21 protein-coding genes are annotated in these 22608 nt (G+C 67.6%); 10 read left to right on the top strand and 11 right to left on the bottom strand.

The annotated features are described in order from the left end of the window. Window positions 1–176 precede the first annotated feature (176 nt). Both VXD91_RS12470 and VXD91_RS12465 read right to left on the bottom strand, forming a co-directional pair. Window positions 177–1763 (bottom strand): histidine phosphatase family protein, encoded by a 1587-nt coding sequence (locus VXD91_RS12470; RefSeq protein ID WP_346415542.1) that lies wholly within the window; start codon window positions 1761–1763, stop codon window positions 177–179. A gap of 113 nt (window positions 1764–1876) precedes the next feature. After that, complete coding sequence (locus VXD91_RS12465; protein ID WP_318984396.1) at window positions 1877–2260, bottom strand: DUF952 domain-containing protein; 384 nt, start codon at window positions 2258–2260, stop codon at window positions 1877–1879. Window positions 2261–2414: 154 nt separating this feature from the next. Here VXD91_RS12465 and VXD91_RS12460 point away from each other — a divergent pair, with 154 nt between their 5' ends. Beyond that, the gene (locus VXD91_RS12460; protein WP_212811709.1) at window positions 2415–2606 is read left to right on the top strand and encodes a hypothetical protein; all 192 of its coding nucleotides are present in this window, start codon (window positions 2415–2417) and stop codon (window positions 2604–2606) included. A 59-nt stretch (window positions 2607–2665) separates the two neighbouring features. Then, window positions 2666–3643, top strand: coding sequence for a YihY/virulence factor BrkB family protein (locus VXD91_RS12455; RefSeq protein ID WP_212811710.1), 978 nt, complete (start codon window positions 2666–2668; stop codon window positions 3641–3643). A 10-nt stretch (window positions 3644–3653) separates the two neighbouring features. Here VXD91_RS12455 and VXD91_RS12450 read toward each other — a convergent pair whose 3' ends face one another. Next, window positions 3654–3890, bottom strand: a complete 237-nt coding sequence (locus VXD91_RS12450) for a DUF3039 domain-containing protein (protein WP_029105322.1) — start codon at window positions 3888–3890, stop codon at window positions 3654–3656. A 68-nt stretch (window positions 3891–3958) separates the two neighbouring features. Between VXD91_RS12450 and VXD91_RS12445 the strand changes: the two genes are divergently transcribed. The 3 genes from VXD91_RS12445 to VXD91_RS12435 all read left to right on the top strand — a co-directional run bounded on the left by VXD91_RS12445 (window position 3959) and on the right by VXD91_RS12435 (window position 6338). Next, window positions 3959–4336 (top strand): DUF3099 domain-containing protein, encoded by a 378-nt coding sequence (locus tag VXD91_RS12445; protein WP_244872575.1) that lies wholly within the window; start codon window positions 3959–3961, stop codon window positions 4334–4336. A gap of 166 nt (window positions 4337–4502) precedes the next feature. Further along, a complete protein-coding gene (locus VXD91_RS12440) occupies window positions 4503–5462 on the top strand; it encodes a sigma-70 family RNA polymerase sigma factor (protein WP_212811712.1) in 960 nt (319 codons plus the stop codon). A gap of 186 nt (window positions 5463–5648) precedes the next feature. Next, window positions 5649–6338 (top strand): metal-dependent transcriptional regulator, encoded by a 690-nt coding sequence (locus tag VXD91_RS12435; protein ID WP_212811713.1) that lies wholly within the window; start codon window positions 5649–5651, stop codon window positions 6336–6338. A gap of 15 nt (window positions 6339–6353) precedes the next feature. Here the strand turns inward: VXD91_RS12435 and VXD91_RS12430 are convergent, their stop codons facing one another. Then, complete coding sequence (locus VXD91_RS12430) at window positions 6354–7418, bottom strand: DUF4192 domain-containing protein (protein ID WP_318984395.1); 1065 nt, start codon at window positions 7416–7418, stop codon at window positions 6354–6356. Window positions 7419–7588: 170 nt separating this feature from the next. On the opposite strand from VXD91_RS12430, the gene sthA reads away from it, so the two are divergent. Further along, window positions 7589–9004, top strand: coding sequence for a Si-specific NAD(P)(+) transhydrogenase (sthA, locus tag VXD91_RS12425; protein WP_212811715.1), 1416 nt, complete (start codon window positions 7589–7591; stop codon window positions 9002–9004). Here the strand turns inward: sthA and VXD91_RS12420 are convergent. Further along, window positions 9001–9852 carry a serine protease gene (locus tag VXD91_RS12420; RefSeq protein WP_318984394.1) on the bottom strand — a complete coding sequence of 284 codons (852 nt, stop codon included), beginning with the start codon at window positions 9850–9852 and terminating at the stop codon, window positions 9001–9003. The two genes, sthA and VXD91_RS12420, sit on opposite strands and share 4 nt — an antisense overlap. Before the next feature lie 181 nt (window positions 9853–10033). Here VXD91_RS12420 and VXD91_RS12415 point away from each other — a divergent pair, with 181 nt between their 5' ends. Further along, window positions 10034–10975: a PAC2 family protein gene (locus VXD91_RS12415; protein WP_318984616.1), complete on the top strand. Its 942-nt coding sequence runs from the start codon at window positions 10034–10036 to the stop codon at window positions 10973–10975. Window positions 10976–11019: 44 nt separating this feature from the next. Beyond that, complete coding sequence (locus VXD91_RS12410; protein WP_318984393.1) at window positions 11020–12042, top strand: alpha/beta hydrolase; 1023 nt, start codon at window positions 11020–11022, stop codon at window positions 12040–12042. Window positions 12043–12048: 6 nt separating this feature from the next. Here VXD91_RS12410 and nrdR read toward each other — a convergent pair whose 3' ends face one another. Continuing rightward, window positions 12049–12513, bottom strand: a complete 465-nt coding sequence (gene nrdR / locus VXD91_RS12405) for a transcriptional regulator NrdR (RefSeq protein ID WP_138248984.1) — start codon at window positions 12511–12513, stop codon at window positions 12049–12051. A gap of 111 nt (window positions 12514–12624) precedes the next feature. Beyond that, entirely contained in the window at window positions 12625–13098 is a 474-nt protein-coding gene (locus VXD91_RS12400; protein WP_318984392.1) for a LysM peptidoglycan-binding domain-containing protein, read from the bottom strand. Window positions 13099–13349: 251 nt separating this feature from the next. Here VXD91_RS12400 and lexA point away from each other — a divergent pair, with 251 nt between their 5' ends. Further along, the gene (lexA, locus tag VXD91_RS12395) at window positions 13350–14039 is read left to right on the top strand and encodes a transcriptional repressor LexA (protein ID WP_212811719.1); all 690 of its coding nucleotides are present in this window, start codon (window positions 13350–13352) and stop codon (window positions 14037–14039) included. A 66-nt stretch (window positions 14040–14105) separates the two neighbouring features. Here lexA and VXD91_RS12390 read toward each other — a convergent pair whose 3' ends face one another. The 3 genes from VXD91_RS12390 to VXD91_RS12380 form a co-directional block, all read right to left on the bottom strand. After that, window positions 14106–16367, bottom strand: coding sequence for a hypothetical protein (locus VXD91_RS12390; protein ID WP_318984391.1), 2262 nt, complete (start codon window positions 16365–16367; stop codon window positions 14106–14108). Window positions 16368–16541: 174 nt separating this feature from the next. Continuing rightward, entirely contained in the window at window positions 16542–17699 is a 1158-nt protein-coding gene (locus tag VXD91_RS12385; RefSeq protein WP_212811721.1) for an acyl-CoA dehydrogenase family protein, read from the bottom strand. 96 nt (window positions 17700–17795) lie between these two features. Next, on the bottom strand, window positions 17796–19178 hold the full coding sequence (locus tag VXD91_RS12380; protein ID WP_346415541.1) for a DEAD/DEAH box helicase: 1383 nt from the start codon (window positions 19176–19178) through the stop codon (window positions 17796–17798). A gap of 409 nt (window positions 19179–19587) precedes the next feature. On the opposite strand from VXD91_RS12380, the gene VXD91_RS12375 reads away from it, so the two are divergent. Continuing rightward, window positions 19588–21180 (top strand): PE-PPE domain-containing protein, encoded by a 1593-nt coding sequence (locus VXD91_RS12375; RefSeq protein WP_346415540.1) that lies wholly within the window; start codon window positions 19588–19590, stop codon window positions 21178–21180. Here VXD91_RS12375 and hflX read toward each other — a convergent pair whose 3' ends face one another. Continuing rightward, window positions 21181–22581 (bottom strand): GTPase HflX, encoded by a 1401-nt coding sequence (gene hflX, locus VXD91_RS12370; RefSeq protein WP_318984389.1) that lies wholly within the window; start codon window positions 22579–22581, stop codon window positions 21181–21183. Window positions 22582–22608 lie beyond the last annotated feature (27 nt).

Genomic DNA, 22608 nt, shown 5'->3' with positions numbered 1-22608 from the left:
TCACTGTCTCGGGGGATATTTACCCGCGCGGCAGTGCCAGCCCGGTAATGGTGATACAGGCCACAATCCCGGCCAGTGGACAGGTTTCGTCACAATTGACGAAACTTCGACGACGCAAATCGGCCCCCTTCCCGAGGGAGAAGGGGGCCGATCTGTGGTTACCCGACAGCGAGCTGTCAGTCGGCGCTTCCAGCGCCTGCGCCGGCAGTGGCCTTCGCAGACTCTGCCTTGGCCTTCGCCTCAGCCTTCTTGGCCTCGGCGGCAGCCTTCTTGGCGTCAGCCTTGGCCTTGGCCTCCGCCTTCTTGGCCTCGGCGGCAGCCTTCTTCTCCTCGGCCTTGGCCTTGGCAGCGGCCTTCTTGGCCTCGGCCGCAGCCTTCTTGGCGTCAGCCTTGGTCTTGGCCTCGTCGGCTTTGGCCTGGCCCTCCGCCTTGGCGGCATCGGCGCCGGCCTTGGCGTCGTCGGCCTTGGCTTGCCCCTCCGCCTTGGCGGCGTCGGCGTCGGCCTTGGCCTCGTCGGCCTTGACCTGACCGTCAACCTTGTTGTCCGACGCCGGAGCGTCGGCAACCTTGGCCGGCGAGTCGCCCGCCTGCGCCGCGGCCGGAGCCTTGGCCGCAACCGGAGCCGGAGCCGAGAACGCGGCCGGCGAGACCGCAGCACCCGAGGTCGGGGCGGTGGTCTGCGTGCCCGCAGCCGGAGCCGGCGGGGCCAGCTTCTTCTGCAGGTTGTCGATGGCCGTGGTGACCCCGCCGATGACCTGGGCGTTGATGGCCCGGACGAACTTGGCCGTCGAGAACAGCGCGTCCGCGGCACCGTGGTTGATCGCGGTCAGGATCTTGCCGACGTTTCCGGTCTGGAACGCCGCGGCGACGTCCTGCACCACCGAGTTGAGCTGACGCGACAGCGTGCGGACCTGCGTCAGCACGTTCTCGATCGGGCCCTTCTGCATGCCGGCGATCTTGACGCCGTTCCACTCGACCAGGTTCCAGCCGTCCTCGGGGTTGCCCTCGACGACGACAACGCCCGTGTTACCCAGCGGATGCTGGGTGAACAGCATGATCTTCTGTTCGGCGCTCAGGTTCTTGGCGTTCATCATCGTCCAGATCATGATGGTGCCGCCGTGCGAGAACACCGCGGCGTTGCGGTCGCCGTTGTCGTAGATCTTCTGCAACGCGCCGTTGACCCGGTCCTCGAACTGGTGACCGTTCAGACCGGTGGTCGGATCGGCCGCGGACGGGATGAACGCGTCCAGGTTCGGGGTGGTCGGGTTGAAGGCGATGTTCGGCGGCGGCGTCACGGTGATGCCTGCCCACGCCAGCGGTGCCGTCAGGTAGCCGAAGATGCCCGCGCGCTCCGGGGTGCCTTCGTACTTGCCGGCTTCGATCTCCTGCAGACCCGGCAACACCTGGATCGGCAGACCGAGGTACTGCGACAACGGCGTCGCCGTCTGCTGCGTCCGAACCATCGTGGACGCGTAGATGGCATCGAAGTTCCGGTCGCCCAGCTTGGCCGCGATGTCCTTGGCCTGCTGCTGACCGTCCGGCGTCAGGACCGGGCCCGGCACCTGGGTGTCGATGTTGCCCGACGTATTGCCGTACGACTGACCGTGCCGGATGAACGTGATCGTCATGTTCTCGGCCGCCCATGCCGGCAGCGGCGACATGACCAGAAGGGCGCTCGCCGTCAGTGCGACACCGAGTCCCTTCAGTCCTCTTGCGCGACGGCGCTTACCCGTCGCGTCTTCAGAATTCGTGTGGTTGATCATGTCCTCACCGTGTCGGGGATATTTACGCGCGCGATCGTGTCAATCCCCGGACGGTGACTCGGGCCACAATCCCGATGAGTGGACAGATTTCTCACACTGTCGTTCATTTTCCGTTAACCAACGGCGCCGGCCCCGAAATTTGCCGGCAGAACTGGGAAAACGCCCTCGGCGTCAGGCCGGTAGGGCACGGTGCGCGTCACCGCGCCGGCGGGCAGGGCACCGTACAGATGCGGGAAGAGCATCGAGGCCGGATCCGTCGGCACCCCGGGCTCCCAGCGAACCGGCGACCCCAGCAGGTCCGGGTCACAGACCAAGAGCAGCAGGTCGGACTGCCCGCGGTAGAGCCGATTGGCCGGCAGGTGGACCTGTTCCGGAGCCGACAGGTGCACGAACCCCACCTCGTCGAGTGAGGGTGGTCTGAGCTCGCCATCGAACTGGGCACGCGCCCAATCCGTTTCACTACACAGATGGACCAGGACTGTGGGCGCGGCGATCATGCGGTCAGCCTGCCGCGCCCGCAACTCCAACGATAGGTGAGACACGACACACCCGTGAACACCTGGGGAACAACGCTGGAATCCAAATCGTCTGAGAGAGTAGAGATGTGTAACCGGCAAAGCGCCCAGGCGGCGACGAGCAGAAGGAGGCGCCATGAACGCAACTCTGACGGGCCCGGCACTGACACGGGCCGACCGCTGTGACCGGTGCGGCGCTGCCGCCCGCGTTCGCGCTACCCTGCCGTCCGGCATGGAGCTCCTGTTCTGCCAGCACCACGCCAACGAGCACGAATCCAAGCTGGTCGAGCTCGCCGCCGTGCTGGTGGTCAGCGCCGAGACCGAGTGACCCGCCGGCCACCTCAAATACGGTCCTGATGGGATCTCTTCGGTAATGCTGGTCTGGTCATGAACGACCAGACGAAGCCGATCAAGCCGACACGTCACCACGTGTTACGGGTCATCCGACGCGCACTGTCGAAAAGCTGGGACGACTCGATCTTTTCCGAGTCGGCTCAGGCTGCGTTCTGGTCGGCACTGTCCCTACCGCCCTTGCTGCTGGGCATGCTGGGCAGCTTGGCGTACGTGGCGCCGTTGTTCGGCCCCGAGACGCTGCCGATGATCCAGGAACAACTGATCGGGACGGCGAAGAACTTCTTCTCGCCGAACGTGATCAACGAGATCATCCAGCCCACGGTCCGCGACATCGCCGTGGGCGCCCGCGGCGAGGTGGTGTCCCTCGGGTTCGTCATCTCGCTGTGGGCGGGCTCGTCCGCGATCTCGGCATTCGTCGACGCGGTCGTCGAGGCCCATGATCAGACGCCGTTGCGCCACCCGGTGCGGCAGCGTTTCTACGCGCTCGGGCTGTATCTCGTGATGCTGCTGTTCGTGATCGCGACGGCCCCGGTGGCCGCCATCGGACCGATGAAGATCGCCCAGCACATTCCCCAGACCTGGTCCAACGCGATGAAGTACGGGTACTGGCCCGCGCTACTGCTGGGCATCGTGCTGGCCGTGACCGTGCTGTATCGCGTTGCGCTGCCCCAACCGCTGCCAACCCATCGGCTGCTGTTCGGCGCAGTGCTGGCGACCGTGGTCTTCGTGGTGGCGACGGTGGGCCTGCGGTTCTATCTGACCTGGATCACCGCGACCGGCTACACCTACGGCGCGCTCGCGACGCCGATCGCGTTCCTGCTGTTCGCCTTCGCGCTGGGTTTCGCCATCATGATCGGCGCCGAACTCAACGCGGCGATCCAGGAGGAATGGCCGGCGCCGGACACCCACGCCCGACGCCTGCGCGAATGGCTCGAAGAAAAGGCCGAGACCCTCACGGGCGATCAGCCCGCCGATCAACCCGCCGAGCGGGTGGCCGAGCCGCCGGCCTGACCGGTTGCGGCTATTTCTTCATCTGTTCGTAGATGCGCTTGCAATCCGGGCACACGGGCGACCCGGGCTTGGGTGACTTGGTCACCGGGAACACCTCGCCGCACAGCGCGACGACATGGGTGCCCATGACGGCACTCTCGGCGATCTTGTCCTTCTTGACGTAGTGGAAATGCTTAGGTCGGTCGTCGTCCGTACCGTCGTCGACCTGTTCATCGGAATCGGTGCGTTCGAGGGTGTCGGTCTGCATGGATTCATTGTGGCACCTCAGGCGAACCGGTCGCGGCGGCACTGAGCCAGATGTGGGACAGTGGAGGTATGAAACACGGCCCTGAGCTGAGTTTCGACGACGACGGTCGGCCGGTCCTCATCACTCGCGCAGCACCCGCCTATGAGGAGCAGCACCGCGCGCGCGTCCGTCGCTACCTCACCATCATGTCGTTCCGCGTGCCGGCGCTGTTGCTGGCCGCACTGGCCTACAGCATCTGGCACAACGGCCTGATCTCGCTGGGCATCCTGATCGCATCCATTCCCCTGCCGTGGATCGCGGTGCTGATCGCCAACGACCGCCCGCCGCGCACCGCGCAGGAACCGCGCCGCTACGACGCGGCCCGCCGGGCGCCGATGTTCCCCACTGCCGAACGGCCCGCGATCGAGGACCGGCACCCAGTCATCGACGGCGATATCGAGTCTTGACCTCTACCTGAGTTTCCTTCTTTCTCCTTTCTAAGGACATTCTCAGGTCGACCTCGAAAAACCGCTGGTCAGAGGCCATGAGCCGAGAGGGCCTCGGGAACTTCTCCTGCCGCTGGGGCGTTGAAGCAAGTGACAGTTCGAGCTGAGCACGAGCAGGAGGCCGCAAATGGCAAACGCCACCACAAGCCGTATCGATTCCGATCTTGACGCCCAGAGTCCCGCCGCGGACCTGGTGCGCGTGTACCTGAACGGCATCGGTAAGACCGCTCTGCTCAACGCCGAGGACGAGGTGGAACTGGCCAAGCGCATCGAGGCCGGCCTGTACGCAGCCCACCTGCTGGAGACCAAGAAGCGACTCGGCGACAACCGCAAGCGTGACCTGGCCGCCATCGTCCGCGACGGCGAAGCCGCACGCCGGCACCTGCTCGAAGCCAACCTCCGCCTCGTGGTGTCGCTGGCCAAGCGTTACACCGGCCGCGGCATGCCGCTGCTGGACCTGATCCAGGAAGGCAACCTCGGCCTCATCCGGGCGATGGAGAAGTTCGACTACGCCAAGGGCTTCAAGTTCTCGACGTACGCCACCTGGTGGATTCGTCAGGCGATCACCCGCGGCATGGCCGACCAGAGCCGGACCATCCGGCTCCCCGTCCACCTGGTGGAGCAGGTCAACAAGCTGGCACGGATCAAGCGCGAGATGCACCAGAGCCTGGGACGTGAGGCCACCGACGAAGAGCTCGCCGAAGAGTCGGGCATCCCGGTCGAGAAGATCAACGACCTGCTCGAGCACAGCCGCGACCCGGTGAGCCTGGACATGCCGGTCGGCACCGACGAGGAGGCTCCGCTCGGGGACTTCATCGAGGACTCCGAGGCGCTCTCCGCAGAGAACGCCGTCATCTCGGAGCTGCTGCACACCGACATCCGGCACGTGCTCGCCACCTTGGACGAGCGCGAGCAGCAGGTGATCCGGCTGCGGTTCGGCCTCGACGACGGCCAGCCCCGCACTCTGGACCAGATCGGCAAGCTGTTCGGCCTGTCCCGCGAGCGGGTCCGCCAGATCGAGCGCGAGGTCATGTCGAAGCTCCGCAACGGCGAGCGCGCCGAGCGCCTGCGGGCCTACGCGAGCTGATCGCCGCCACCCAACAACTGCACACCCTGGTGCCCGCCGGAATATCCGGCGGGCACCGTTTTTTCCGGCCGGTCTGCCCGCCGTTGTCCACCGCAGGAATCACAGCGTCGATCGGCCGTGGTGGATGCCTGTTGACCCGGCCAAACCGGTAAGCTGGGCACCGGCGGAGGCCTGGAGGAATTTGGCATGAACGATCTGATCGATACGACCGAGATGTACCTGCGGACGATCTACGACCTCGAAGAAGAGGGCGTGGTGCCGCTGCGTGCGCGCATTGCCGAACGACTCGAGCAGAGCGGCCCCACCGTCAGCCAGACGGTGTCGCGGATGGAGCGCGACGGGCTGCTGCACGTCGCCGGTGATCGCCACCTGGAACTGACCGACAAGGGCCGCTCGCTGGCCGTGTCGGTGATGCGCAAGCACCGGCTTGCCGAGCGTCTGCTGGTCGATGTCATCGGCCTGCCGTGGGAGGAAGTCCACGCCGAGGCGTGCCGCTGGGAACACGTGATGAGCGAGGACGTCGAACGCCGGCTGGTCCAGGTGCTCGACAATCCGACCACGTCCCCGTTCGGTAACCCGATCCCCGGCCTCGCCGAACTCGGCGTCATCTCGACCGGTGACTCCGACGTCAGCCTCGTCCGGCTCACCGAGCTGCCCACCGGATTCCCGGTCGCGGTCCGCGTGCGTCAGCTGACCGAACACGTCCAGGGCGACACCGAGCTGATCGCCCGGCTCAAGGACGCCGGCGTCGTGCCGAACGCGCGCGTCACCGTGCAGGCCACCGAGCAGGGCAGCGTGCTGATCGTCATCCCCGGCCACGAACAGGTCGAGTTGCCGCATCACATGGCGCACGCGGTTCGCGTCGAGAAGGTCTGACCGGGCCCACGAGGCTCACGCCGACCTGCCGAAGATGCGCCGCGGCGGCATCTGCACGCCGAGGCGCTCGGCCAGCTTGTAGCCCGTCAGCGCCAACTCGCGGATCCGGTCCGGTCGCATGCCGTTTTGCAGGGCAGCGTCGAGCATGCCCGCCATCCGGTGCCCGCTGTCGACGTCCAGCGCGGCCTGCAACGCCACCCCGGCGAGCGGTCCGTCACCCCGGGCGTACGCGCTGAACGCCAGCAACACCAATATCTCCACCCGCCACGGCGCGGGCAGGGTGCGGGTCAGTGCGGCCCACACCGACTCGGCCGCGGCCGCGCACTCCCCGACCGCCAACGCGTACAGCGTGTCCCGCACCCGCCAATCCGTCACCGCGCACGCCAGGCGCACCGCATCGTCGTCGGGTAGTGGCAAGCCGTCCGGGGACCCGGTGGCACACGCCACCGCATGCTCGATATCCGCGCGCACCTCGGCATCGGGACGACCGCGGTAATCGACTGTGGCAGACCGCTTTTCGATCGCCGGCCGCAACGCCTCGGCACGCCGCGCGTCGGTGACGGCGACGACGTCGACGAGGTCCGCGCGCCGGGCGTAGAGGCGCCGGCCGTCGAGCACCGCGGCCATGGTGACGGGTGACGATTCGGGATCCTCGACGACGCCGGCGTTCCCGCAGCCGTCGGCGCACTGCCAGCGGCCGCCGGCCGCCACCCGGTCGACGACGTGCACCGCGAGCAGTTCGATGCCGCGCTCGGCCAGCGCCTCCTCGAGTTCGTCGGTCACGTCGCGATACATGTCCGCGCACATCACGCAGTCGACGCCGTGTTCGTCGACGATCACCCCGACGGCCGCGTCCGCATCTGCCGCGGCGGCCATGTCGGAGAGATGGCCGAGGGCCTCGGGCAGGGCCTCGAAGAATCCTGCCGAGAGGTCTACACGCAGGACCGCGCCCATCTCACCGCCGATGATGGTGACGAGGACCAGCGACTTCTCCGGCGCGAACCCCAGGACCGCGGGCACTGCCGCGATCAGGGCGCCGGGCCGGTTCAGTTGGAAATCGAATGAGCTGAAAGTTGTCATGCCCTGAACGTGGCAGCACGGTCCGTCAGGAATCGTCGGCCGACGCCGCCGGCGGCCCCGGCTGTGGATGAACTCGGATCTGTGGATAACGGGCCGCACCCGTGGTGTTTCCGCAAAGTTCGCCGATGATCCGGCTGCATGATCACGCGTGCCGTGCCAACCTGGCTGTCATGGGTTCCACGCAGGAGTTCGACCTCGTCGTCATCGGATCCGGTCCCGGCGGGCAGAAGGCTGCGATCGCCGCCGCCAAGCTGGGAAAATCCGTCGCAGTCATCGAGCGTGGGCGCATGCTCGGCGGGGTCTGCGTGAACACCGGGACCATCCCGTCCAAGACATTGCGTGAGGCGGTCGTCTACCTCACCGGAATGAGCCAGCGCGAACTGTACGGCTCCAGCTACCGGGTCAAGGAACGGATCACCCCCGCCGATCTGTTGCGCCGCACCACGCACGTCATCGGCCGGGAACAGGACGTGGTCCGCAACCAGCTGCTGCGCAATGGGGTCGAGCTGTTCGAAGGCCACGGCAGGTTCCTCGACCCGCACACCCTGGTCATCGAGGACCCCACCCGCGACGAGAACGTCAACATCAGAGCGCGGTATGTCGTCATCGCGACCGGTACCAAGCCCGTCCGCCCGGCCGGGGTGAAGTTCGACGAGGAACGCGTCCTGGACTCCGACGGGATCCTGGACCTCAAGAGCCTGCCGCAGTCGATGGTGGTGGTCGGCGCGGGAGTCATCGGTATCGAGTACGCGTCGATGTTCGCGGCGCTCGGCACCAAGGTGACCGTGATCGAGAAGCGCCCGACAATGCTGGACTTCTGCGATTCCGAGATCATCGAGTCCCTCAAATTCCATCTGCGCGACCTCGCGGTGACGTTCCGTTTCGGCGAAGAGGTGACCGCGGTGGACGTGGGTCCCGGCGGAACCTTGACCACGCTCGCCAGCGGCAAGCAGATCCCCGCCGAGACGGTGATGTACTCGGCCGGCCGGCAGGGGCAAACCGAGCACCTCGACGTCGGCCAGGCGGGCCTCGAGGTCGACAGTCGCGGAAGGATTTTCGTCGACGACAACTACCAGACCAAGGTCGACCACATCTACGCCGTCGGTGACGTCATCGGCTTCCCGGCGCTGGCCGCGACCTCGATGGACCAGGGCCGGCTGGCGGCGTACCACGCGTTCGGCGAGCCCTGTAAGGGCATGACCGACCTGCAGCCGATCGGCATCTACTCCATTCCCGAGGTGTCGTACGTCGGCGCCACCGAGGTCGACCTCACCGACAGCTCGATTCCCTACGAGGTCGGGGTGTCGCGCTACCGCGAACTGGCGCGCGGGCAGATCGCCGGTGACTCGTACGGCATGCTCAAGCTGCTGGTGTCCACCGAGGACCTGACGCTGCTCGGCGTGCACATCTTCGGCTCCAACGCGACCGAACTGGTCCACATCGGCCAGGCCGTGATGGGGTGCGGCGGGACGGTGGAATACCTGGTCGACGCCGTCTTCAACTACCCGACCTTCTCGGAGGCCTACAAGGTCGCCGCGCTCGACGTGATGAACAAGCTGCGGGCGCTGAACCAGTTCAGACGCTAGGCGCTGCAGCCGTCGTCAGGGGCGCCGGTGGCGCGGTCCGCGGGACCGCCCTCCTGGGCCCGCTGGTACAGGACCTGGATCTGCACATCGAAGGGCGACGAGTACGACAGGTCGTTGCCGCTGCAGCCACCGCCCTGCAGGCCGCCGACCACTCCCCTGACCTCGGTCGCCGACACCCACGGCGAGCCGCTGGTGCCGTCGACCAGTCCCGGGCAGCGCAGCGCCGGGAACCCGCGGTCGGGGCGCGATGTCGGCGCACTACAGCTGACCTGGCCCCCGCCGTCACCGAGCGGGTATCCCGTCACCGTGATCGGAACGTCGGGGCCCGGTGCGGCGCCGAGCACGAAGCCGCCGCCGGCGTGCCGTTCCAGCGTCTCGGTCGTGGCCGCGCCGCCGTGGCTGACCCGGGCGATCGCGAAATCGGCTGCCGGGTCCTGACTGCGAACCCAGCGCGGGTCCAGGTACACCGCATCGATGTGCCAGAAGTCGCCGGGGACGCCGCCGCGGTAACCGGGCGCGAACGTCGCGTCGAACGACGCGTCGAGGCAGTGTGCGGCCGTGATGATCAGATTCCCCGCCAGCGAATCGAGCACCGCGCCACTGCAGGTGTGCACGGAATCGCTGCCCAGGAACACCGCGCCGACGCGTGGATCGGGCCGGGGTCCCGGGACCACGGCCGCGCCGGCGGCGACCGTACCGGGGTCGCCGGCGCGGGGATCGGCCTTGATCGCAGGCGGGCTGCACGCGGTGGCCAGCAGCGCGGCGAATGCGCTCACGGCCAGTCGGGTGCGAAGCATCTGTCCGATCTTGCCCGATACCGACGGCACGAGCAGCACCTGGTGCACCATGCGTACTGCGGGCCGACACTGGGAACAACACAAGAATGCGCGACACTTGTAGGAGACACATCCGGCGAGATGTGAACGCACGACGGCAAGGAGTGTGAAGGTGAGCGAGCACGACGGGAACGCGAGCGGCCAGCGGCCCGACGACAGCCGGGGCCAGCAGTATCAGCCCGAGCAGAGCGGTATGTACGAGCTGGAATTCCCCGCGCCCCAGTTGTCCGCCGCCGACGGCCGCGGACCGGTGATGGTGCACGCCCTCGAAGGCTTCTCCGATGCCGGCCACGCCATCCGGCTGGCCGCCGAGCACCTGAAGAACACGCTCGACACCGAATTGGTCGCGTCGTTCGCCATCGACGAACTGCTGGATTACCGGTCGCGCCGGCCGCTGATGACGTTCACCACCGATCACTTCACCAAGTACGACGATCCCGAGCTGAACCTGTACGCGCTGCACGACACCGCCGGCACGCCGTTCCTGCTGCTGGCCGGGATGGAGCCGGATCTGCGCTGGGAACGTTTCATCACCGCGGTGCGGCTGCTCGCCGAGCGGCTCGGGGTTCGGCAGGTCATCGGGTTGGGCGCCATCCCCATGGCCGTTCCGCACACCCGCCCCGTCACCATGACCGCGCACGCCGGCAACAAGGAGCTCATCGCCGATCACACGCCGTGGGTTGGCGAGGTCCAGGTTCCGGCGAGTGTGTCGAACCTGTTGGAGTACCGGCTCATTCAGCACGGCCACGAAGCTCTGGGCTTCACCGTGCATGTGCCGCACTACCTGGCACAGACCGCGTATCCGCCCGCCGCCGAGGCATTGCTGGGTGAGGTCTCCCGGATCGCGTCGCTGCAGATTCCGCTGAATGAGCTATCGGAGGCGGGCGCCGAGGTGTACGCCAAGATCAGCGAGCAGGTGGAGGCCAGCGCCGAAGTCGCTCAAGTGGTCAGTGCACTGGAACAACAGTACGATTCGTTCGTCGCTGCTCAGGAAAATCGGTCGTTGCTGGCACGTGACGAGGAACTACCCAGCGGCGACGAACTCGGCGCACAGTTCGAGCAGTTCCTCGCCGAACAGTCCGGTGACGGATTCTCCGATCCCCAAGCCGGCGACGACGGCACTGTCGGCGACTGACCACGCGGTCGGCTTGGCCGACACCATGGGAAGGAGCTGGGACGATGCCCGATGGAAAGCCCAACCTGCACTCGGTGCGTGACGTGACGCCGCGGCTGGAGTACCGCACCATCCATGGCTACCGCCGCGCGTACCGGGTGGCGGGCTCGGGGCCGGCGATTCTGCTGATCCACGGCATCGGCGACAACTCCACCACGTGGGAAACCGTTCAGACGCGCCTCGCCCAGCGGTTCACCGTCATCGCCCCGGACCTGCTGGGCCACGGCCAGTCCGACAAACCGCGCGCCGACTACTCGGTGGCGGCGTACGCCAACGGCATGCGGGACCTGCTCAGCGTGCTCGACATCGAACGCGTGACGGTCGTCGGCCATTCACTGGGCGGCGGCGTGGCCATGCAGTTCGCCTATCAGTTCCCGCAATTGGTCGATCGCCTCGTGCTGGTCGGTGCCGGCGGTGTCACCCGCGACGTGAACATCGCACTGCGACTCGCGGCGCTGCCCCTGGGCACTGAAGCGCTGGCACTGTTGCGAATCCCGTTGGTACTGCCCGCCCTTCAGCTCGCCGGGCGTCTCGGCGGAGCGCTGCTCGGGTCGACCGGCCTGGGCCACGACCTGCCGAACATGCTGCGGATCCTCAACGACCTGCCCGAACCCAAGGCCTCATCCGCCTTCGCCCGGACCCTGCGCGCAGTGGTCGACTGGCGCGGCCAGGTGGTCACGATGCTGGACCGATGTTATTTGACCGAAGCCATTCCGGTGCAATTGGTTTGGGGCACCCAGGACGCCGTCATCCCGGCCGCCCACGGAGAACTCGCCCACGCCGCGATGCCGGGCTCCCGGCTCGAGTTCTTCGACAACTCAGGACATTTCCCATTTCACGACGACCCCGACCGGTTCGTGAAACTCATCGAGGAATTCATCGACACGACGGCGCCGTCGGTCTACGACCGTGATGCGCTGCGCGGACTTCTGCAGACCGGCGTCACCGCGAAATCGATCGACGCCCCGCAAGATACGAAGTATGCGGTTCTCGACGCCATGGAGACCGACGAGCGCAGCGCGACCTAGCTGCCGTCAGCCCGACGACGTCACACCGCGGTGCGCCCGCAGCGCCTCGATTTCGCGTTCGAAGTCCTCCGCGGACGAGAAAGAGCGGTACACCGACGCGAACCGCAGATAGGCGACCTCATCGAGGTCACGCAGAGGACCGAGGATCGCCAACCCGACCTCATGGCTCGGCACTTCGGGAGATCCGGTGGCCCGCACCGCATCTTCGACCTTCTGCGCCAACTGGTTCAGGGCATCGTCGTCGACCTGCCGCCCCTGGCAGGCGCGCCGTACGCCCTTGATCACCTTGTCCCGGCTGAACGGTTCGGTGACGCCGCTGCGTTTGACCACCGCGACGACTGCGGTCTCCACCGTGGTGAACCGGCGACCGCACTCGGGGCATGACCGGCGACGCCGAATCGCCTGCCCTTCGTCAGCTTCTCGTGAATCGACCACACGCGAGTTCGGATGCCGGCAGAACGGACAGTGCATCACCGCTCCTTCGCCGCACCGACAATCGACCGTTTCGAACGGTCTCGAGCCTACCCGTGCCGCTCTGACGCGGCCGGGCGCCGTGCCGATCGACGCGCGCACGGACTGTCCTCAGCCGACCGGCGCGATCAGCGTCTGCCCGGCGTTCAGGGCCACCGACGGCAGCTTGTTCAGCTCCTTGATGCGGTCGACGACGGCACTGACCGGCGCGTCGGGCGCCACCCGCCGCGCGACCTGCTGAATCGACTCCCCCGTCTGCACCCGGACCACCGCGAGCTGCGCGGGCACGGAGGCCGTCGAAGAAGTCGGCTGGACCGCTTCACCGAACTGCGCCACCAGACCCAGCCACACCGTGATCCCGGCCGCGACCAGGGCCAGCATCACCGTGGTCAACGGGGTGATCGGACTGCGGCGGTGCGAGGCACGCGACGTCAGCACGCCCGTACCGCGGTGCCGGAAGGCCGCGCCCGAGGGACGCGCGCCGGCCGGCCGCAGCCGGGCCTGGCGGTGCCGGTTGACATCTGAACGCCGAGGCACGGTGCGGACGACGACGTCGGTCGGGTATTCGCGGGTGATGACGGTCATGTCGGTTCCTCTCAGGAGTTCGTACATAGGTTCGATCGCTCTCGTGTTCGACTATATCGCCCAAATGTTCGAACGGTAGAACATGTGATCGAACTGTTGCGAACGATACGACCACCCACCGACAAGTTCCGTTCCCCGACTCCGCCACCCTTTTCACGACGTCACCACCGGATCACGCCCGCGACACGCCGAGCCGTCCGATCTCGAACACATGTTTGATGAATCGGGTGCGCTGGGCTAGATTCGTCTCCATGAGCGACAGCACCGATACCCCGGACACCCAGGCAGGCGGACGGTCCAGCAGCCTCACCGAGCGCCAGCGGACCATCCTCGATGTCATCCGCACCTCGGTCACCACGCGCGGTTATCCGCCCAGCATCCGGGAGATCGGTGACGCCGTCGGTCTCACCTCGACGTCGTCGGTGGCCCACCAGCTGCGCACATTGGAGAAGAAGGGCTACCTGCGCCGTGACCCGAACCGCCCGCGCGCGGTGGACGTGCGCGGCGCAGACGATTCGACCGGAGCCACCATCACCACCGATGTCGCCGGGTCGGACGCGCTGCCCGAGCCGACCTTCGTCCCGGTGCTCGGCCGGATCGCGGCCGGTGGCCCGATCCTGGCCGAAGAGGCCGTCGAAGACGTCTTCCCGCTCCCCCGCGAGCTCGTGGGCGAGGGCTCGTTGTTCCTGCTGAAGGTCGTCGGCGAGTCGATGATCGACGCCGCGATCTGCGACGGCGACTGGGTCGTCGTGCGGCAGCAGAATGTGGCCGACAACGGCGACATCGTCGCGGCGATGATCGACGGCGAAGCCACGGTGAAGACCTTCAAGCGCACGAAGGGCCAGGTGTGGCTGATGCCGCACAACCCGGCGTTCGATCCAATCCCGGGCAACGACGCGGTCGTGCTCGGCAAGGTCGTGACCGTCATCCGCAAGATCTGACGCCGGCCAGACCTACAGATGAGCCCCGCTGCAGTCGCTCGCAGCGGGGCTCAGTCGTGACTCCGGTCAGCCGCGGATGAACCCGTTGGTGACCGCGAATTCCTCACTGGCAAACCAGATTTGGACAGGCGCTTCGGCATATCCGGGCGATCCGGGCACCCAGTACAAACCCGACTCCGTGTTGGCCTTGATGTCATAGCCCTCGGGCGGCTCGGCACCGGTGGCCACACGGAACGACATCTGCGCGGTCTCGGGTTCCTCGGCCCCCAGCGCATGGTGTCTGCCGCTGGCGGGACCGGCCGCCACCGTCTCCTCCGGCGGTGTCGCGACCGCAGGCGGCTCGTGCACAGGAGGCTCGTCCACGGGCGTCTCGGTGGCCGGTTCCGCTGCCTGGGTCTCAGCCGCCTCGACCTCGGGGGCCTGTTCTTGCGGCTCGGGCGCGCGCTCGTCACCGGCCTGGGAGTCGGCGTCCCGGCCGTCGGCCGGCGCTGCCCAGACGCGGTCGCCGGGGTCCCGGGGCCGTAGGCCCGCGAAGCCCGCCAGTCCGGCCGCGGTGAGGCCTGCCGCCGCACCGCCGCGACGCAGGGCGTCGGGCAGTTGCACCGATGTCGTCGGCTCGTCGGCGGATTCGCCGGCGTCCGGCTCCGGCTCCGGCTCGGTGGGCTCGGCCGCGTCCACCGGCTGGGCCTCGGCTTCGGCCTGCGCCTCGGGCACCTCCTCGGACCACTCACCCTCGGCCGTCTCGGCCGGCGTTTCAGTGGGCTGTTCGGCCGCGAAATCCGGGTACACCGTCGGCGCGGTGTCGATGACATCCGGGTTGCTCTGGAACGCGGGGCCGCCGTGCGGGTTGTCGAACTGCTGGTCCTCGGCCGCGTACTCGTCGCCGTACTCGCTGTCGGCGCCGCCATCGGCATACTGCGGGTCGCCGTACTCGCCGTCGCCGAACTCGTGGTCGTCGTAGTCGTACGCGTCCTGGTCGTCGACGGCGTCTTGACCGGCATTCCGCCGGCGCCGCAGCAGTGCCGCGATCACGATGCCGACCACCACCAGCAACAGCGGGATGATCGCCAGCAGCCACCACCAGTGGAACTGGTACCACTTGCCGGACTCATCGGCCTGCGAGGTCACGCCACCCGGCAGATCGACACTGGGCACCTGGAGGCCGCTCAGTTGCGACGCCAGCTCGGCGGGCTCGGTGCTGAACGCCCGGGTGGACTTGTTCCACGAGATCGAACCGCCGGTGAACTTCTGGCTGACGACGTCGCCGTTGACGGTCTGGTCGGCGGTCGGTGCGCCGAGCTTGCCGGTGGCGCCGCCGAGCTTGTCCCACGCCGCGTTCATCGCGCCACGGACGACGAACGCGCCGTGCTCGGGCGTCCAGAAGATCGCCGGGTTGTCGGCGGCGGCGAAGGTGGCGATCCGGCTCGTCGGGGAAATGCCGCCGTCGGTCTCGTTGCTCGCCGGGAAGCCGAGATCGCCCTGCGGTCCGCCGGCCGCGCGGTACTTGGCCAGCACATCGCCGGTGATCGCGTGCGCCCCGGTTGCCGGCGAATAGAAGATGGTGCCGCCGGCGAAGTTCTGTGCCACGCCGTCGCCGACCTTGTACTGGGCCCCCTGCTCGTCCCCGAGCGTGCCTTGCGGCCCGCCGGCCGCGCGGCGTGCCGCGGCGATGGCCGTCGTCGCGTCGCCCGGCACGTCCAGCCCGGTCAGTTGGCCTGCCAGGTCGGCGGGCGTGGTGGTGAACGTCTTGGTCTTGGCGTTCCAGCTCACCTCACCGCCGGTGAAGGGCTGGGTGACGACGTCGCCCTTCCAGGACTCGTCGGCCGTGGGTACGCCGAGGGTGCCCGCCGAACCGCCCAGCTTGTCCCAGGCGGCGTTGATGGCGCCGCGAACCACCCAGGCGCCGTTGTCGGGCGTCCAGAAGATGACCGGCTTGTCGGCCGCGCTGAACGTGCTGTTCCGGCTGTCGGTGGCCTTGCCCGCACCCTCGTCGATGGTCGGGAAGCCGAGATCGCTGTCGGCGGCGCCGCCCAGCGCCTGGTACTTGTCGAGAATCGCGCCGTAGATGAGATGAGCGCCGGTGCTCTCGCTGAAATAGATCTTTCCGCCCGCGAAGTTCTGCGCGAACCCCGCGCCGACCTGGTAGACGTCGCCGTCCTTGGCGCCCAGCTCACCTGTGTCACCGCCCGCGGCATCCCAGGTGTGGGATATCGCCGCGTCGGCGTCGCTTTCCGGTGTCGCAAATGCCGTCGGCGCCATGAGCAATGCCACCGCGACAGAAAGGGCACCGATACCAGCCCATCCGCCGCGGGTTCGCAGCCCGGTCATCGAATTCCTCCCGCGGTCGGCAAAACTCCGGACACAATTCCGTCAGACAAACTCTCTTGATCGAGAGATTCTGTCAACTTTGCTTCAGTTCATGCCCATAGTGCGGGATATCCGGCGGTGACGCACCAGTGTGTCGCGGATCGATATGCGAATAAATTCCGCACGGTCAATTAGTTAAACGCCCAATCCGCGCCCGATGATCTCCTTCATGATCTCGGTGGTGCCGCCGTAGATGGTCTGGATCCGCGAGTCCAGGAATGCCCGCGCAATGGGATATTCGCGCATATAGCCGTAGCCGCCGTGCAACTGCAGGCAGCGGTCGACCAGCCGGACCTGCGCCTCCGTCGAATACCATTTGGCCATCGCCGCCTGGTCGATTGTCAGCTTTCGATCGAGATGCAGGCGAATGAACTCGTCGACCATGATTCGGACGGCCGTCGCCTCGGTCGCCAGTTCCGCCAACACGAATCGACTGTTCTGGAAGCTGCCGATCGGCTTGCCGAACGCCTTACGCTCCTTGGCGTATTGCAATGTCGATTCCAGCACGGCCTCCATCGCCGCAGCAGCCATCACGGCGATGGAAATGCGCTCCTGGGGCAGGTTCTGCATCAGATAGACGAATCCCATGCCCTCGACGCCGAGCAGATTCTCGACCGGGACTTTGACATCGGTGAACGACAATTCCGCGGTGTCCTGCGCGTCGAGGCCGATCTTGTCGAGGTGACGGCCGCGTTCGAAACCCGCCATGCCACGCTCGACCACCAGCAGGCTGAAGCCCTGTGCGCCCTTGTCCGGATCGGTCTGCGCGACGACGATCACCAGGTCGGCGTGAATACCGTTGGTGATGAACGTTTTCGAGCCGTTGAGCACGTAGTGGTCACCGTCCCGGACCGCGCGGGTCTTGATGCCCTGCAGGTCACTGCCGGTGCCCGGTTCGGTCATCGCGATGGCGCAGATCAGTTCGCCGCTGCAGAACCCCGGCAGCCAGCGCTGCTTCTGCTCGTCGTTGGCCAGCTCCAGCAGATACGGCGCGATGACGTCGTTCTGCAGCGTGAAGCCCAGACCGCTGTGGCGTCCCGCCGCGGTCTCCTCGCTGACGATGACGTTGTAGCGGAAGTCCGGGTTCCCGCCGCCGCCGTACTCCTCCGGTACGGCCATGCCGAGAAAGCCCTGCTTACCCGCCTCACGCCAGACCTCGCGGTCGACGATCTTGGCCTTCTCCCATTCCTCGCGGTAGGGCTCGGCATGCCGGTCGAGGAACGCGCGGTACGACTCCCGGAACAACTCGTGCTCAGGTTCGAACAACGTGCGGTCGTACTTGATGACACCCATGCGAGACCTCCGGTACTGGATAAGTTTGCACCAACTTATCCCAACCGGACGGTTGGTTGTGAGCGGGCCCACACCCGGCGCGTCGCCGGGCACGAACTAGCGCGACTGGCTACGTCCCGACTGGCTACGCGCCGACTGCGAACGGCCCGACTGCGACTGCGCACGACCCGACTGCGCACGCCCCGGAGCCTGCAGACCGCCCGTGCTGCGGCGGCGGCGACGCTGCGCCTGACCCGCAGTGGCCGTCTTGGCCGGCCGGTTTCCGCCACGCGGCGCGGGCGCCTCCTTGGGTGCGGGCGCGCGGTACGGCGCGATCTCGCCGACGAGCGCCTGCACCGACGCCGAATCGGCGACGACCTCCTGCGGACGGGCGGTGATACCGGCCTTGCGCAGCAGCTGCTGGGCGTCCTTGCGCTGCTCGGGCAGCACGACGGTGACGACGTCGCCGGCGCTCCCGGCTCGGGCCGTACGGCCCGAGCGGTGCAGGTATGCCTTGTGCTCGGCGGGCGGGTCCACGTGGACCACGAGCTCGACCTCGTCGACGTGGACACCGCGCGCGGCGATGTCGGTGGCGACGAGGACGCGCGCCTCTCCCGAGCTGAATGCGGCCAGGTTGCGGTCACGCGCCGGCTGAGACAGGTTGCCGTGCAGGTCGACCGACGGCACGCCGGCCTCGGTGAGCTGCCGGGCCAGCTTGCGGGCCTGGTGCTTGGTGCGCATGAACAGGATGCGCCGGCCGGTGCCCGACGCCAGCCGCTGCACCAGGTCGCGCTTCTCCGCCGCACCGGCGACGTGGAACACGTGGTGGGTCATGGCCGGCGGCGGCGCGTCGATCTCGTCGACCGAGTGGGTGATCGGGTCGGACAGGAAGCGCCGCACCAGCTTGTCGACGCCGTTGTCGAGCGTCGCCGAGAACAGCAGCCGCTGACCGCCGGCGGGGGTGGCCGCCAGAATCCGGGTGACACCCGGCAGGAAGCCGAGGTCGGCCATGTGGTCGGCCTCGTCCAGCACGGTGATCTGCACCGCGTCGAGGCTCACCAGCTTCTGCTTCATGAGGTCTTCGAGACGGCCCGGGCAGGCGATGACGATGTCGACGCCCGCCTGCAGCGCCGCCACCTGACGGTTCTGCGAGACGCCACCGAAGATGGTGGTGACGTTCAGCCCGACTGCGCTGGCCAGCGGTTCGACGGTCGCGGCGATCTGGGTGGCGAGCTCGCGGGTCGGGGCCAGCACCAGACCGGTGGGACGCGACGGGCGCCGCGCGGCGCCGGCCAGCCGGGCCACGAGCGGAATGGAGAAGGCCAGCGTCTTGCCGCTGCCCGTGCGGCCGCGGCCGAGCACGTCCCGGCCCGCGAGGGTGTCGGGCAGGGTGCTGACCTGGATCGGGAAGGGCGCGGCGATACCGCGTCCGGCGAGCGAGGCGACGAGCGCCTCGGGAACGCCGAGCTCGGCGAACGACGATGATTGTTCTGCGGACATGAGGGATTACAGCCTTTCAGGCACGGTGGGTCGACAATGCCGGCGGCAATATCGGTCGCCGCGAGAAATGCTGGTGCAGAGGGAACTGAAGGCTCTCAGCCGTTCCACGACGTGATCGGCGGCCATGACCTGCGAAGGTGCGCAGCCGATGTTGGTCAAAGCCTAGTGCCGAACGAGTCGCCTCCGGACGACCGCCCATGGCCCCGCCCGGCCCGCGGTGCGAAACACCTTGCCCCGCAAGCGGTATCGCCGCGATGTGATTTCACCCACGGTCGACCGGTACGGGCGTACCGAAGAATCGACACGCTCGACAAATTTTCGGCAAACACCGGATACCGGCCAGGTCACAGTGCGACGATGCGAAACGGGTGCCGATGACCGGATCGGCGACGTCGAAAGGGGGCGAGGGATGCGCACACTCGGACGCACGATTCCCGCAACGCTGGCCGTGATGCTGACGGTGCTCGGCACGGTCCTGCTCGGCGTGGTGTCGATGGTCACGGCCGCGTTCACCCTCGCCGCGACCGCGCTGATCGTCCCGGGCACCGGCACACCCAACGCCAACATCGTGCCCGGCTACCGGGAGAACGCAGACAACTACTACATCGCCCCGTTCAACCCGGCGTGCACGCAGCCGAGCTGCAACCTGCAGGGCATCAACTACCCCGCGCAGTTCTGGCCGATTCCCCTGCCCGGCTGGGGTGGCCTCTCCGGCGCCAAGTGGAACGAATCGACGGGTGAGGGCCTCGCCAACCTCGACACCGCGCTGATGGCCGCGCTGCCGACGGCGACGCTCGTCGATCCGATCATCGTCTTCGGTTACTCGCAGGGCGGCAACATCGTCAGCCGCGAGAAGGCCAGCCTGTCGGGGCTGACCGATGCCCAGAAGGCCAAACTGGCGTTCGTCATGATCGGCAACACCAACCGGCCCAACGGCGGCCTGTTCGAACGGCTGGCGTTCCTCGGCACGGTGCCCATCTGGGACGTCACCTTCGGCCTGCCGGCACCCACCAACACCGGCATCAAGACCACCGACATCGCGTTCGAGTACGACGGCGTCGCCGACTTCCCGCTGTACCCGATCAACCTGCTCGCCGACCTCAATGCCATCGCCGGTTTCTGGTACACCCACGGCACCTATCTGGCACCGAACGCGAACAGCGACGTCGGCGAAATCCCCGATCTCGAGTACACGCCGGCCGAACTGGAGGCGGCCCTCACCGACCCCAAGAACCAGACCACATACGGCGACACCACGTACATCACGATCCCGACCAAGACCCTGCCGATCGTGCGGCCGTTCCTGGAGTTCGGCGGCTTCACCCACACCAGCTTCATCATCAAGCCGCTGGTCGACCTCGTCTCGCCGGTACTGCGCGTGCTCATCGACACCGGCTACGACCGCAGCCTCAGCCCCGGCGTCCCGGCACCGTTCCGGTTGATCCCGCTGCTCAACCCGATCACGCTGACGCAGGACCTGATCAATGCGGCCGGCGCGGGCGTCAAGGCCGCGATCAGCGACATCACCGGCGGCAAGGTGCAGCTTCCGATCGCCGCGACCACTCCCGCCCCGACCCCGGCGACGGTGGCGGCCCGCAACGTGTCGAGCACGCCGGCGGCGGTGTCCGCCACGCCGGCCGGTGACACCAAGGTCGCGCCCGTCACGGCACCGAAGGTGACGACGACGCCCGATACCAAGGACACCGACACCAAGACCCCGGACACCAAGACCCCGGACACCAAGGTGACCGACAAGACCCCCGACACGACCGGCCCGAAGCAGGACCCGAAGCCCGGCACCGACCCGACCACCGATCAGGCCCCGGCCAAGGACGGCCAGACCTCGGCCGGCGACAAGGGTGGCGACAAGGCCACTGACAAGGGCGACAAGGCCACCGACAAGAACTCGGACAAGACCAAGAAGCCGAAGAAGGACAAGAAGGTCAAGACCCCCAAGGCCGTGAAGCCGGCTGCCGACAAGCCGGCCAAGGCTGCCGCCTGATCAGGCGGTGACGAACTCGCCGAGGCTGGCGGCCAGGGCCATCGGCACCCAGCCCTTGATCCGGGTGCCGTCGGCGGTGTGCTCGGTGGCCTCGACACGACCTTCGGCGTGCACCCGGGCCACGAGGTCGCCCCGCTCGTAGGGAATGGTCACGTCGACGGCCGCGTCGGTCGGCTCGACCAGCTCGCACATGCGCAGCCGCAGCCGGTCCAGCCCCTCACCGGTGTGCGCGGACACGAACACGGCGTCCGGCAACGCGCGCCGCAGGTGGGCCAGCGACAGATCCCCGGCGGCGTCGATCTTGTTGACCACCAACAACTCTCGTGGCGCAGTGATGTCGTATTCGGCGACGACTTCGCCGACGACCTTGCGTACCGCGTTGATCTGCGCCAGCGGATCGGCGTCGGAACCGTCGACCACGTGCACGAGCAGGTCGGCGTCGACGACCTCCTCCAGCGTCGACCGGAACGCCTCGACCAGCTGGGTCGGCAGGTGCCGCACGAACCCGACGGTGTCGGTCAGGGTGAAGGGCCGGCCGTCGTCCAACTGGCCGCGGCGCGTCGTCGGTTCGAGGGTGGCGAACAGCGCGTTCTGCACCAGCACGCCGGCGCCGGTGAGGGCGTTCAGCAGGCTGGACTTGCCGGCGTTGGTGTAGCCGACGATCGCGACGGACGGGGTGTCGCTGACCCGGCGGCTGTGCCGCTGGGTGTCGCGAATCTTCTTCATGTCCTTGATCTCGCGGCGCAGCTTGGCCATCCGCTCGCGGATCCGTCGCCGGTCGGTCTCGATCTTGGTTTCACCGGGACCACGGGTACCCACGCCGCCACCGGCACCACCGGCACGACCACCGGCCTGCCGGGACATCGACTCGCCCCAGCCGCGCAGTCGCGGCAGCATGTACTCCATCTGGGCCAGCGACACCTGGGCCTTGCCCTCACGGCTGGTGGCGTGCTGGGCGAAGATGTCGAGGATCAGCGCGGTGCGGTCGATGACCTTGACCTTCACCACCTTTTCCAGCGAGTTCAGCTGCGCGGGGCTCAGTTCACCGTCACAGATGACGGTGTCGGCGCCGGTGGCGAGCACGATCTCGCGCAGCTCCTGGGCCTTGCCGGAGCCGATGTACGTCGAGGCGTCCGGTTTGTCGCGGCGCTGGATGAGGCCTTCGAGCACCTCGGAGCCGGCGGTCTCGGCGAGCGCGGCGAGTTCGGCGAGGCTGTTGTCGGCGTCGGCCGACGTACCGTCGGTCCAGACACCGACCAGCACCACGCGTTCGAGGCGCAGCTGGCGGTATTCGACTTCGGAGATGTCGGCCAGTTCGGTCGACAGACCGGCAACGCGGCGCAGTGCCGCCCGGTCTTCGAGGGCTAGTTCACCGACGCTGGGTGTTTCGGGATAGGTCATAGGTAGTTATCGATGGTGCCCGCAAAG

Origin of the sequence: Mycobacterium sp. SM3041 (genome assembly GCF_039668335.1) — a bacterium.
In the GTDB taxonomy this organism is placed as follows: Bacteria; Actinomycetota; Actinomycetes; order Mycobacteriales; family Mycobacteriaceae; genus Mycobacterium.
The sequence above is the reverse complement of the archived record's forward strand: the minus strand, read 5'-3'. Positions and strand labels throughout refer to the sequence as shown.

Excerpts from the sequence above, each read along its gene's own strand:
- VXD91_RS12440 (WP_212811712.1), top strand. The coding sequence starts at position 4,503 with ATGGCAAACGCCACCACAAGCCGTATCGATTCCGATCTTGACGCCCAG.
- hflX (WP_318984389.1), bottom strand. The coding sequence starts at position 22,581 with ATGACCTATCCCGAAACACCCAGCGTCGGTGAACTAGCCCTCGAAGAC.
- VXD91_RS12470 (WP_346415542.1), bottom strand. The coding sequence starts at position 1,763 with ATGATCAACCACACGAATTCTGAAGACGCGACGGGTAAGCGCCGTCGC.
- VXD91_RS12380 (WP_346415541.1), bottom strand. The coding sequence starts at position 19,178 with ATGTCCGCAGAACAATCATCGTCGTTCGCCGAGCTCGGCGTTCCCGAG.
- VXD91_RS12385 (WP_212811721.1), bottom strand. The coding sequence starts at position 17,699 with ATGGGTGTCATCAAGTACGACCGCACGTTGTTCGAACCTGAGCACGAG.
- VXD91_RS12400 (WP_318984392.1), bottom strand. The coding sequence starts at position 13,098 with ATGACCGTCATCACCCGCGAATACCCGACCGACGTCGTCGTCCGCACC.
- VXD91_RS12445 (WP_244872575.1), top strand. The coding sequence starts at position 3,959 with ATGAAACACGGCCCTGAGCTGAGTTTCGACGACGACGGTCGGCCGGTC.
- VXD91_RS12375 (WP_346415540.1), top strand. The coding sequence starts at position 19,588 with ATGCGCACACTCGGACGCACGATTCCCGCAACGCTGGCCGTGATGCTG.
- VXD91_RS12460 (WP_212811709.1), top strand. The coding sequence starts at position 2,415 with ATGAACGCAACTCTGACGGGCCCGGCACTGACACGGGCCGACCGCTGT.
- VXD91_RS12455 (WP_212811710.1), top strand. The coding sequence starts at position 2,666 with ATGAACGACCAGACGAAGCCGATCAAGCCGACACGTCACCACGTGTTA.
- VXD91_RS12390 (WP_318984391.1), bottom strand. The coding sequence starts at position 16,367 with ATGACCGGGCTGCGAACCCGCGGCGGATGGGCTGGTATCGGTGCCCTT.
- VXD91_RS12450 (WP_029105322.1), bottom strand. The coding sequence starts at position 3,890 with ATGCAGACCGACACCCTCGAACGCACCGATTCCGATGAACAGGTCGAC.
- VXD91_RS12465 (WP_318984396.1), bottom strand. The coding sequence starts at position 2,260 with ATGATCGCCGCGCCCACAGTCCTGGTCCATCTGTGTAGTGAAACGGAT.
- nrdR (WP_138248984.1), bottom strand. The coding sequence starts at position 12,513 with ATGCACTGTCCGTTCTGCCGGCATCCGAACTCGCGTGTGGTCGATTCA.
- sthA (WP_212811715.1), top strand. The coding sequence starts at position 7,589 with ATGGGTTCCACGCAGGAGTTCGACCTCGTCGTCATCGGATCCGGTCCC.
- VXD91_RS12410 (WP_318984393.1), top strand. The coding sequence starts at position 11,020 with ATGCCCGATGGAAAGCCCAACCTGCACTCGGTGCGTGACGTGACGCCG.
- VXD91_RS12415 (WP_318984616.1), top strand. The coding sequence starts at position 10,034 with ATGTACGAGCTGGAATTCCCCGCGCCCCAGTTGTCCGCCGCCGACGGC.
- VXD91_RS12420 (WP_318984394.1), bottom strand. The coding sequence starts at position 9,852 with ATGGTGCACCAGGTGCTGCTCGTGCCGTCGGTATCGGGCAAGATCGGA.
- VXD91_RS12430 (WP_318984395.1), bottom strand. The coding sequence starts at position 7,418 with ATGACAACTTTCAGCTCATTCGATTTCCAACTGAACCGGCCCGGCGCC.
- VXD91_RS12435 (WP_212811713.1), top strand. The coding sequence starts at position 5,649 with ATGAACGATCTGATCGATACGACCGAGATGTACCTGCGGACGATCTAC.
- lexA (WP_212811719.1), top strand. The coding sequence starts at position 13,350 with ATGAGCGACAGCACCGATACCCCGGACACCCAGGCAGGCGGACGGTCC.